The sequence below is a fragment of the Paracoccus sp. DMF genome (genome assembly GCF_004407025.1).
In the GTDB taxonomy this organism is placed as follows: Bacteria; Pseudomonadota; Alphaproteobacteria; order Rhodobacterales; family Rhodobacteraceae; genus Paracoccus; species Paracoccus aminovorans_B.
Map to the genome: position 1 here is coordinate 156,640 of NZ_SOKV02000005.1, position 10,122 is coordinate 166,761.

The following is a 10,122-nucleotide window of genomic DNA, read 5'->3' on the forward strand; positions in this document are numbered from 1 at the left end:
CCCGGGAGGATGCCGGAAGCGCCTGCTTCGCGGCGTGCAGGGAAACGCAGCAGAGTTCCGGCGGTCCGCGAGGCTGGGCGAGGCGGGTGCGCGAAGCCGGATCAGAGACATCCGCCATCGTCCCAGGGCCGTTCGCGCCGCGTCGCAATCCTGACCGGCCGGCTCAGGCGCGGTCGAGGTTCAGCCCGATCAGCTCGGCCAGTTGCTGCGGATGGGTGATCGGCAGCATGTGTCCGGCGCCCGGCACCCGGGCGCGGCCCACGTCCGGCAGCCGCGCCGCCAGCGCATCGGCGATGGCCGGGATGACCGGGGGCGAATCCGCGCCCATGACGATCAGCACCGGCGCGTCGATGGCCTCAAGCCCGCCTTCGCGCAGGATATTGGCGCTGTCGCTGCGCAGGGCAGCGTTGCTGGCCTGCACCAGCCGGATCTGCCGGACCAGCCGCGCCTTGGCGGTCGGGGTCTGCGCCTGCCAGTCGATGCCGCCCCAGACCGAGAGAAAGGCGCGCGTGGCCTCGATCTCGTCGCCCTGGGCCAGCTGCGCGTCGATGCGGTCCAGCAGCGCGTCATGCGCCGCGTCGGGGGCAGCCGCGAACAGCACCGGCTCGACCAGCGTCAGGCTGCGCACCGCCTCGGGCGCGGCGACGGCGATGCGCAGGGCCACGGTCGCCCCCATGCTGTGGCCGATCAGGTCCAGCGGCCGCGTCACCAGCCCGGCCACCGCCCGGGTGACGGCGGTGTGGTAATCCGGCGGCCCGCCGTCCCAGCCGGGGCTGAGGCCATGGCCGGGCAGGTCGGGCGCGGTGACCTGGATGCGGTCGCGCAGCGCATGCGCGATCGGCCGCCAATAGGAGGCGTTGCCCATCATGCAATGCAGCGCCAGCGCCGGGCGCTCGGCCCGGCCCGGCCATTCCCGCAGGTGCAGCCCGCTCACGGAAGGGCTCACAGGCTGGCCAGATGCCGGTCCAGGAAGTCCAGCCGGTCCTGGCCCCAGAACCGCTGGCCGCTCTCGCGCACGACATAGAAGGGCACGCCGAAGGCGCCGGCCTCGGCCGCCTGTTCCAGGTTGCGGCCATAGGTCTCGGCGCCCAGAAACAGCCCCTTGTCGGCCAGGTCCGGGTCGAAGCCCGAGGCCGAGAGCTTGGCGCGGATCACGGCGTCCTCGGCGATGTTTTCTGCGTCCGCCCAGACCGCGCGCAGGAAACGCTGCACCAGCCCGCCCAGGTCGCCGCCGCCGGCCTCCTGCGCCGCGATGATCGCATAGGAGGAAGGCGCGGTATTGACCGGGAAGAAGGCCGGCCTGGGCGTCAGCGGCAGGTCCAGCCACTCGGCCCAGCGGGCCAGTTCCTGGTCGCGGTACTGCAGCCGGTTCGGGTGGCGGTCGGCCGGGCGCACGCCGCCGGTGCGGTCGAAAAGCTGCCAGGCATCCAGCGGCTTGTAGCTGACCGAGGCACCATGCCGGGCCGCGAGCTGCTCCAGCCGGTCGCCGGCCAGATAGCACCAGGGGCTCTGCGTGCTCAGGTAATAGTCGATATGCGCCATGGCGGGGCCTCCGGGGTTTGCGGGCAAGCTAGCCCGGTGCTAAGCGGGGTGCAATCACACGAATCCACCCTTACGGAGCCAGCCATGCCGGCCATGACCGAACCGAAGCTGATCGCGGGGAATGCGAACCGACCGCTGGCCAATGCCATCGCGCGGCGCATGTCGATGCATCGCGGGATGAACGTCGCGCCCATCGAAGCCCGCGTCGAGCGGTTCAACGACCAGGAGATCTTCGTCGAGGTCTATGAGAACGTCCGCGGCGAGGACATGTTCATCATCCAGCCGACCTCGAACCCGGCGAACGACAACCTGATGGAACTGCTGATCATGACCGACGCGCTGAAGCGTTCGTCGGCCGACCGGATCACCGCTGTCATCCCCTATTTCGGCTATGCCCGCCAGGACCGCCGCGCCAAGGCGCGCACGCCGATCAGCGCCAAGCTGGTCGCGAACCTGCTGACCGAGGCCGGCGTGGACCGCGTGCTGACGCTGGACCTGCATGCCGCGCAGATCCAGGGCTTCTTCGACATTCCGGTGGACAACCTCTATGCCGCGCCGGTCTTTGCGCTGGACGTGAAGCATCACTTCCGCGACCGGCTGTCGGACCTGATGGTGATCTCGCCCGACGTGGGCGGCGTGGCGCGGGCGCGCGAACTGGCGCAGCGCATCGGCGCGCCGCTGGCCATCGTGGACAAGCGCCGCGAGAAGGCCGGCGAAGTGGCCGAGATGACCGTGATCGGCGAGGTGACTGGCAAGACCTGCATCATCGTCGATGACATCTGCGACACCGCCGGCACGCTCTGCAAGGCGGCCGAGGTGCTGATGCAGCACGGCGCCGTCGAGGTCCATGCCTATATCACCCATGGCGTCCTGAGCGGCCCGGCGGTCGAGCGGGTGCAGAAATCGGTCATGAAATCGCTGGTCATCACTGATTCGATCGAGCCGACCGACAAGGTGAAATCTGCCTCGAACATCCGCATCGTGCCGACGGCGCCGATGTTCGCCCAGGCGATCCTGAACATCTGGAACGGCACCTCGGTCAGCTCGCTCTTCGAGATCGAGACCCTGGGGCCGATCTACGAAGGCCTCTACACCGGCGCCTGAGCGGGCCGCCGGTGCGGTGTCAGACCCCGGCCGCAAGGTCCGGGGCCTTTTCTCATGGGCTTACAGGAAACGCGGGAACTCGATCTTGGGGCAGCGGTCCTCGATCACCGTCAGCCCGCGGGCGCGGGCCCGATTCGCCGCCTGCGGATGGCTGATTCCCAGCTGCATCCAGACCGTGCGCAGCCGCGGCAGATGCGCCATGGCCTGCTCCACGACCCCCGGCACCGCCTCGGCCCGGCGGAAGATGTCGACCATGTCCACCGCCGTATCGGGCGGAATCGAGGCCAGGTCGGGATAGACATGCTCGTCCAGCATCATGCTGCCGGCATGGCCGGGATTGACCGGAATCACGCGAAAACCCTGCGATTTCAGATAGCGCGCCACGCCCCAGGACGGTCTTGCCTCATTCGGCGACAGGCCGATGATGGCGATGCAGCGGGTCGAGCGGGCGATACGCGCGATGTCGTCATCGGCCGGCGATGAGCCGATGTCGCGAAGAATAGCCAGGTTCATCTGATCCTCCCCCAGATCTCAACTTAGAGTGGCACGTAAAAAGCGCCCGGTCCAGTGTTCTGGCCGGGCGCAAGTCGCGGAACGAGGGACAGTGATCTGAACAAGACCGTTCCGTGGTCAAGTTCATTAAATAAATGGGAACCGTGGCCAAAAAGTTCCACCATGTTCACGAAAAAGTGAGAAGGTCAGGGATTCATCCGAGCCCAGAAGGCCTTGGCGCGCATCAACACCCGCTGCGGATCGGCCAGAAGCCGCTCGCGCGCGCGTTCCGAACGCAGGAAATAGGTGCGCTGGCCGATCACCACGAAATAGCGCGGATTGCCGGGCTCGGAACGGCCCTCGGACAGGGCGACGACGCATAGCCCACCCAGCCCCGGCGCATAGGCACCCGGATTCGCCTCGAAAAGATTGCGGTTCTGCTCGCTGGCGAAATGCCAGGCTTTGCCGCGCCACAGCGTCACCAGGTCGCTGCGCCCCGGCACCGCCGCATTGTCGGTGCCATAGGACACCGGGTCCATGCCGTCCAATGCCCAATTCTGCGCCAATGCCGGCGAAATGGGCAGAAGAAGCAAGAGGCTGGTCAGCAGAGCGCGAATCATCATGGGCACGGGCGATGGGAAGATGCCTAGGATCTGGCAAATCGCCCGGCGATTCTCAACCGAGGCAGCGATTTTCTAGCGCCGATGTGATCCTGATGCCCCGCGCCGTGCTCAGCCGCGTGAGACCGCGTAAAGCGCCACCGCCGCCGCGTTCGAGACGTTGAGCGAGCCGAAATCCGCCGCGAAGGGAATGCGGGCGATGCGGTCGCAGGTCTCGCGCGTGCGGTCGCGCAAACCGGGGCCCTCGGCGCCCAGGACCAGGCACAGCGGCCGGCCTGCGACCTGCGCCAGGGCGTCGGGCAGGACCTCTTCGCCGGTGCCGTCGAGGCCGACCACCACATAGCCCATGCCCTGCAACTCGATCAGCGCATCGGCCAGGTTGGTGACGCGCAGATAGGGTTGGCGCTCCAGCGCGCCCGAGGCGGTCTTGGCCAGCGCCCCGGTCTCGGGGGCGCTGTGGCGGGCGGGGGCGATGACGGCGCGGGCGCCGAAGACCTCGGCCGAGCGCAGGATGGCGCCGACGTTATGCGGATCAGTGACGCGGTCCAGCGCCACCAGCAGCGGCTTGCCGGGCCCCGACAGCGCCAGGTCGGTCAGGCTGCCCCATTTCAGCGGCTTCACCTCCAGCGCCGCGCCCTGGTGCACGCTTTCGGGCGGCAGCGGCACATGGCGGTCGAAGGTGCGGGCGTCGGTGATCTCGGGCTCGATGCCGGGGGGCAGGGCGCCCAGCCGGTCCAGCGCGTTCTGGGTCACCACCAGCCGCAGCCTTTCCCGCGCCGGATTGGCCAGCGCGTCGCGCACCGCATGCAGGCCGAACAGCCAGACGGTTTCCGCCGCCGCGGCGCGGCGCGCGCGTTCCTTGTCGATGACCCAGGTGGGTTTCTTGGTTTTCTGCGGTTTCTCGGCCATGGCGCACCTATCCTTGGGCTTCTGGTAGCGCAGAAATCGCCGGAGATTGCAAGTTTCGCGGCGGCTTGCGGGCGGCGCGGATTTTTCCGGCGCTGACCGCTTGACGCCCGTGGCGCGGGCGGCTAATCACCCCTCCACACGCCGGAAGCGTTCGGCGGGCGACGTGCTGCAAGGTGCGGCAGCGGACTGTAACTCCGCCGGGGAGACCCATGCCTGGTTCGATTCCAGGGTCGCCCACCATCTTCTTCGAAAACTTCGCGAATACAATGAGATGGTGCGCCGGGACCGCCTGGAGACTGTCGCGGGGAGGGCTGCGATGACACGGCTTTATCGCGGCATGGACCGCGCGGCGCTGGACCTCGCCTATGACAACAGCGGCCATGTGGCGGATTTTCCCGGGCTGGTGCGCGGCTTCCAGGCCCGCAGCCAGGCGATGCGGGCCGGGCATGGCGGGCGCTATGACCTGCGCTATGGCGAGGGGGCGCGGGAAAGGTTCGACTGGCTGCCCTGCGGAGGCGCCGAGGCGCCGGTCTTCGTCTTTGTCCATGGCGGCTATTGGCAAAGCTGCGACAAGGAGGATTTCACCTTCATCGCCGCCGGCCCGCTGGCGCGGGGCTGGAACGTGGTTCTGGCGGAATATGCGCTGGCGCCCGCCACCTCGATGACCGGGATCGTCAAGCAGATCGGCCGGCTGCTGGACCATCTGGCCGGGCAGCCCGAGCTTGGCACGGGACCCATGTGCCTGGCCGGCCATTCCGCCGGCGGCCATCTGGCGGCGCTCTATCGCGGGCATCCGGCGGTGGGCTCGGTGCTGGCGATCAGCGGGCTTTACGATCTCGAACCGATCAGCCTGTGCGGCTGGAACGATCCGCTGCAACTGACCGAGGCCGAGATCGACCGCTTCAGCCCGCAGCGCCAGATCGGCCCGGGCGCGCCGACACTGGTCGCGGTCGGTGCCGAGGAGCGGCCGGAGCTGCTGCGCCAGTCGCGCGACTATGCCGCCGCCTGCCGGCAGGCCGGCGAGACCGCCGAGCTGCTGCTGGTGGCGGGGCGCAATCATTTCGATGTGCTGGATGACCTCGCCGATCCCCAGGGCGCGCAGCTGACTGCGCTGGCGGCGCTCGGCGCCTAGGCCGGGCGCATCTGGCCGGCCAGGATCACCACCGCGCCCAGGATGCACAGCCCGCCGCCCAGCAGGTCCCAGCGGCTGGGCGCCTGACCCTCGGTCAGCCACAGCCAGGCCAGCGAGGCCGCGACATAGATCCCGCCATAGGCGGCATAGGCGCGGCCGGCGAAATCGACCTGCACCCGGGCCAGCAGCCAGGCGAACAGCGCCAGCGAGGCCATGCCCGGCAGCAGCCACCAGGCCGAGCGGCCCAGCCGTAGCCAGACCCAGAAGGCGAAGCAGCCGGCCATCTCGGCCAGCGCCGCCAGCCCGTAGACGGCCAGCGGCGCGGCCAGGGTCACAGGTCCAGTTCCTCGGCGTCGGCGAATTGCGCGTTTTCCTGGATGAACTGGAAGCGCAGCTCGGGCTTCTTGCCCATCAGCCGCTCGACCAGGTCCGAGGTCTCGCCGCCCTCTTCCTCGTCGATCGAGACCCGGATCAGCTTGCGCGTCCTGGGGTTCATCGTGGTGTCCTTCAGGTCCTTGGCGTCCATCTCGCCCAGGCCCTTGAAGCGTTGCACGTCGATCTTGCCCTTGCCGCCCAAGCCCTTGGCGAGCCAGAGCTCCTTCTCGGCATCGTCGGCGACATAGATGCGATGCGCGCCCTGGGTCAGCCGGTAAAGCGGCGGACAGGCCAGATACAGGTGGCCCTTGTCGATCAGGGGCCGCATCTGGGTGAAGAAGAAGGTCATCAGCAACGAGGCGATATGGGCGCCGTCCACGTCGGCATCGGTCATGATGATGATCTTGTCGTAGCGCAGGTCCTCGACGTTGAACTTGGACCCCATGGCGACGCCGAGCGCCTGGCACAGATCGCTGATCTCCTGGTTCGAGCCCAGCTTGGAACTGGCGGCGCCCAGCACGTTCAGGATCTTGCCGCGCAGGGGCAGCAGCGCCTGGGTCTGGCGTTCGCGCGCCATCTTGGCGCTGCCGCCGGCCGAGTCGCCCTCGACGATGAAGAGCTCGGTGCCCTCGCGGTTGGTGGCCGAGCAATCGACCAGCTTGCCGGGCAGGCGCAGCTTCTTGGTGGCCGATTTGCGGGCGGTTTCCTTTTCCTGGCGGCGGCGCAGCCGCTCCTCGGCCCGCAGCACCAGGAAGTCCAGGATGGCGCCGGCGGATTTCGTGTCCGCCGCCAGCCAGTTGTCGAAATGGTCGCGCACCGCGCCCTCGACCAGCCGGGCGGCCTCGACCGTGGCCAGGCGGTCCTTGGTCTGGCCGACGAATTCCGGCTCGCGGATGAAGCAACTGACCAGCGCGCAGCCGCCGGTCAAGAGGTCGTCGCGGGTGATCTGCGCCGCCTTCTTGTTGCTGACCCGCTCGCCATAGGCGCGGATGCCCTTCAGGATCGCCGACCAGAAGCCGGCCTCATGCGTGCCGCCCTCGGGCGTGGGGACGGTGTTGCAATAGCTCTGGATGAAACCGTCGCGCGAGGGCGTCCAGTTGATCGCCCAATCGACCTTGCCGGGGACGCCGAACTTCTCCTTGAAATCCACACTGCCGGCGAAGGGCCGGTCGGCATAGGTCGAGGCGCCGGTCAGCTGTTCGTTCAGGTAATCGGCCAGCCCGCCCGGGAAATGGAACACCGCCTCCTGCGGGGTCTCGCCATCGTCGATCTCGGACTTCCAGCGGATCTCGACGCCCGAGAACAGATAGGCCTTGGACTTCACCATGCGGATCAGCCGCGCCGGCTTGAAACGGTGGTGGCCAAAGATCTGCTCGTCGGCGTGGAAGGTCACGGTGGTGCCGCGCCGGTTCGGGGCGGCGCCGACCTTTTCGACCGGGCCCAGCGGGATGCCGCGCGAGAAACTCTGCTGGAACAGCTCCTTGTTGCGGGCGACCTGCACCACCATGCTGTCGGAAAGCGCGTTGACGACCGAGGCGCCGACGCCGTGCAACCCGCCCGAGGTCTGGTAGGCATCGCCCGAGAACTTGCCGCCGGCATGCAGCGTGCACAGGATCACCTCGAGCGCCGACTTGCCGGGGAATTTCGGATGCGGGTCGATCGGGATGCCGCGGCCGTTGTCGCGGATCACCACGCTGAAATCGGCCAGCAGCTCGACCTCGATGCGGCTGGCATGGCCGGCGACGGCCTCGTCCATCGAGTTGTCGAGGATCTCGGCCACCAGATGGTGCAGCGCGCGTTCGTCGGTGCCGCCGATATACATCCCGGGGCGCTTGCGGACGGGTTCCAGCCCTTCCAGCACCTCGATGGACGCGGCGGAATAGCTGTCAATCGCCTTGTCCGAGGCCGGGAAAAGATCGTCTGCCATGGCACCTGCTCGTCTTGCTCTTTGGGCCGGGGTTATCTCATGGCGCGGCGGGGCGGGGCAAGGGCAAGTGTCGGCCGCGCCATCCGCGTCGCGCGCCTGGTCAAATGTGACAAGAACCTGCGACAACTTGATGCGTGTCAAGGCGCCCCACCCGGGCCTATGTCACAATTCCTTTGTTGAGTGGTAACGGAGGGACGCGCGCATGGATGGTATCACGGTCAAGAGGGAAACGCCCGAAGCCTCCGGGGTTGACGAGTCGGCAGCGACGGTGGTCGGGGCGGTCGCGCCCCCGGCCGCCGCCGCTGTCCCGGATGCGGCGGCCGGGGTGGAGCCGGCCGCCGATGGCAATGGCGAGGGGCAGGGGCCCAGAAGCTTTCCCACCGTCGACCCGGATGCGATCCGCCTGGCCTTCGAGACCGGGCGCTATCCCTATCCGCGTCGCATGGGCCGCGCGGTCTATGAGCGGGAAAAGGCGCTCTTGCAGGCCGAGTTGCTGAAGGTGCAGATCTGGGCGCAGGAGACCGGGCAGAAATTCGTCATCCTGTTCGAGGGCCGCGATGCCGCCGGCAAGGGCGGCACGATCAAGCGCTTCATGGAGCATCTGAACCCGCGCTTCGCCCGCGTGGTGGCGCTGAACAAGCCATCCGAGGTCGAGCGCGGCCAGTGGTTCTTCCAGCGCTACATCCAGCACCTGCCCACGGCGGGCGAAATGGTGTTCTACGACCGCAGCTGGTACAATCGCGCCGGCGTCGAACGGGTGATGGGCTTCTGCTCGCCCACCGAATACCTGGAATTCATGCGCCAGGCCCCGGAATACGAGCGGATGCTGGCCCGGGCCGGGGTGCGGCTCTACAAATACTGGTTCTCGGTCACCCGCGACGAGCAGCGCCGCCGCTTCAAGGAACGCGAGACCGACCCGCTGAAACGCTGGAAACTGTCGCCCATCGACCTGGCCAGTCTCGACAAATGGGACGAATACACCGAGGCGAAGGAGGCGATGTTCTTCTATACCGACACCGCCGACGCGCCCTGGATCATCGTCAAGTCGAACGACAAGAAGCGCGCGCGGCTGAACTGCATGCGGCATTTCCTGTCGACGCTGGACTATCCCGACAAAGACCCCGGGATCGTGACGCCGCCCGATCCGCTGATCGTCGGCCATGCCGGGCATGTCATCCACCAGTCCGTGCATATTCTGGGCGCCTCGCTGCATCCCGAGCACCGGCGCGCGGCCAAGGACGCGCAAGCGGCCGGCTAAGGGCACCTGGAACTGCCGATTGACCTTGTCCAACGGGTATGGAGCCTTCTTGTCCGGAAGTTCCATGCGGTTGCCGCGGATAATGCCTTGAATCCCCACGCCTTCATCCCCTTGCGACCGTGCATCGGGCAACATCGAAGCCTTCCCAACCAAGCTGCCGCCAACCGCGCTGGGCTTGCCTGTGCTGGTCGTCGCATCCTCGAAAGCCGGGAACCTGTCTGCCGCCGCATCCGGGGACCAATCCCCCGAGCCTCGCCGCACCTGCTGTTCTCCGAACTGGACAAAGGCCCGGTGCATGGATTGCAGCAGCCTTGCCCGGCTGTCGTCATCCACCGCCAGCCCTCGGCCCATCAGCAGCCGGTCGGCATCCTCGCCGTGCATCCGTTCCAGCCCGGCAGGGTCCGGTTCCTGCACGGCTGTCAGCCCCGCATCCCATTCCTTCGGGCTGCCGGGCTCATTGCCGTGCTGGCTGGTGAGGTCGCGGTAGTAGTCCCCGGCAATGGCCTCTGTCTGGCGCTGGGTGAGCCCTACAGGCCCGTCCTCGGCTGTCTGCTGGATCACCCGCAGATGTTCTTGCAGGGCGGCGGAGGCGTCCCTGTATCGCTCCTTGGCCGTGGTCGGGATGCTTCCAGGGTGTCGGCATTCGCAAGCCCATGTATACCACCTCTGTATACAAGTGAGGTGGCCCAGTCCCCTGGATAATCAGGATATTCCAGCAAATCAACGGGATAGGATGGTGCTGTGAGAGAGGATTGAACTCTCG

10 protein-coding genes and 1 tRNA gene are annotated in these 10,122 nt (G+C 67.6%); 4 read left to right on the forward strand and 7 right to left on the reverse strand.

Annotated features, from left to right (window positions below):
- Window positions 1–163 precede the first annotated feature (163 nt).
- Both E3D03_RS04740 and E3D03_RS04745 read right to left on the reverse strand, forming a co-directional pair.
- Complete coding sequence (locus tag E3D03_RS04740; protein WP_263566021.1) at window positions 164–934, reverse strand: alpha/beta fold hydrolase; 771 nt, start codon at window positions 932–934, stop codon at window positions 164–166.
- A gap of 8 nt (window positions 935–942) precedes the next feature.
- Window positions 943–1,542, reverse strand: a complete 600-nt coding sequence (locus E3D03_RS04745; protein WP_263566022.1) for a 2-hydroxychromene-2-carboxylate isomerase — start codon at window positions 1,540–1,542, stop codon at window positions 943–945.
- An 84-nt stretch (window positions 1,543–1,626) separates the two neighbouring features.
- On the opposite strand from E3D03_RS04745, the gene E3D03_RS04750 reads away from it, so the two are divergent.
- Window positions 1,627–2,646 (forward strand): ribose-phosphate pyrophosphokinase, encoded by a 1,020-nt coding sequence (locus tag E3D03_RS04750; protein WP_062561085.1) that lies wholly within the window; start codon window positions 1,627–1,629, stop codon window positions 2,644–2,646.
- Between the two features lie 60 nt (window positions 2,647–2,706).
- Here the strand turns inward: E3D03_RS04750 and E3D03_RS04755 are convergent, their stop codons facing one another.
- The 3 genes from E3D03_RS04755 to rlmB form a co-directional block, all read right to left on the reverse strand.
- Window positions 2,707–3,159 carry a CoA-binding protein gene (locus E3D03_RS04755; protein WP_263566023.1) on the reverse strand — a complete coding sequence of 151 codons (453 nt, stop codon included), beginning with the start codon at window positions 3,157–3,159 and terminating at the stop codon, window positions 2,707–2,709.
- A 185-nt stretch (window positions 3,160–3,344) separates the two neighbouring features.
- Window positions 3,345–3,686 carry a YHS domain-containing (seleno)protein gene (locus E3D03_RS04760; protein WP_301336092.1) on the reverse strand — a complete coding sequence of 114 codons (342 nt, stop codon included), beginning with the start codon at window positions 3,684–3,686 and terminating at the stop codon, window positions 3,345–3,347.
- A 183-nt stretch (window positions 3,687–3,869) separates the two neighbouring features.
- Window positions 3,870–4,667, reverse strand: a complete 798-nt coding sequence (rlmB, locus tag E3D03_RS04765; protein ID WP_263566024.1) for a 23S rRNA (guanosine(2251)-2'-O)-methyltransferase RlmB — start codon at window positions 4,665–4,667, stop codon at window positions 3,870–3,872.
- A gap of 156 nt (window positions 4,668–4,823) precedes the next feature.
- Here rlmB and E3D03_RS04770 point away from each other — a divergent pair.
- Both E3D03_RS04770 and E3D03_RS04775 read left to right on the forward strand, forming a co-directional pair.
- Window positions 4,824–4,907, forward strand: a tRNA-Tyr gene (locus E3D03_RS04770).
- A 76-nt stretch (window positions 4,908–4,983) separates the two neighbouring features.
- A complete protein-coding gene (locus E3D03_RS04775) occupies window positions 4,984–5,799 on the forward strand; it encodes an alpha/beta hydrolase (RefSeq protein ID WP_263566025.1) in 816 nt (271 codons plus the stop codon).
- Here E3D03_RS04775 and E3D03_RS04780 read toward each other — a convergent pair.
- Window positions 5,796–6,134: a YnfA family protein gene (locus E3D03_RS04780; protein ID WP_263566026.1), complete on the reverse strand. Its 339-nt coding sequence runs from the start codon at window positions 6,132–6,134 to the stop codon at window positions 5,796–5,798. The genes E3D03_RS04775 and E3D03_RS04780 overlap by 4 nt on opposite strands.
- On the reverse strand, window positions 6,131–8,101 hold the full coding sequence (parE, locus tag E3D03_RS04785; protein ID WP_263566027.1) for a DNA topoisomerase IV subunit B: 1,971 nt from the start codon (window positions 8,099–8,101) through the stop codon (window positions 6,131–6,133). Before parE ends, E3D03_RS04780 begins: the two co-directional genes overlap by 4 nt.
- A gap of 202 nt (window positions 8,102–8,303) precedes the next feature.
- Between parE and ppk2 the strand changes: the two genes are divergently transcribed.
- Window positions 8,304–9,359, forward strand: coding sequence for a polyphosphate kinase 2 (gene ppk2, locus E3D03_RS04790; protein ID WP_263566028.1), 1,056 nt, complete (start codon window positions 8,304–8,306; stop codon window positions 9,357–9,359).
- Window positions 9,360–10,122 lie beyond the last annotated feature (763 nt).

What these genes read in the sequence shown, in the direction of transcription:
- E3D03_RS04745 (WP_263566022.1), bottom strand. Translation starts at nt 1,542, where the DNA reads ATGGCGCATATCGACTATTACCTGAGCACGCAGAGCCCCTGGTGCTAT.
- E3D03_RS04750 (WP_062561085.1), top strand. Translation starts at nt 1,627, where the DNA reads ATGCCGGCCATGACCGAACCGAAGCTGATCGCGGGGAATGCGAACCGA.
- E3D03_RS04755 (WP_263566023.1), bottom strand. Translation starts at nt 3,159, where the DNA reads ATGAACCTGGCTATTCTTCGCGACATCGGCTCATCGCCGGCCGATGAC.
- rlmB (WP_263566024.1), bottom strand. Translation starts at nt 4,667, where the DNA reads ATGGCCGAGAAACCGCAGAAAACCAAGAAACCCACCTGGGTCATCGAC.
- E3D03_RS04775 (WP_263566025.1), top strand. Translation starts at nt 4,984, where the DNA reads ATGACACGGCTTTATCGCGGCATGGACCGCGCGGCGCTGGACCTCGCC.
- parE (WP_263566027.1), bottom strand. Translation starts at nt 8,101, where the DNA reads ATGGCAGACGATCTTTTCCCGGCCTCGGACAAGGCGATTGACAGCTAT.
- ppk2 (WP_263566028.1), top strand. Translation starts at nt 8,304, where the DNA reads ATGGATGGTATCACGGTCAAGAGGGAAACGCCCGAAGCCTCCGGGGTT.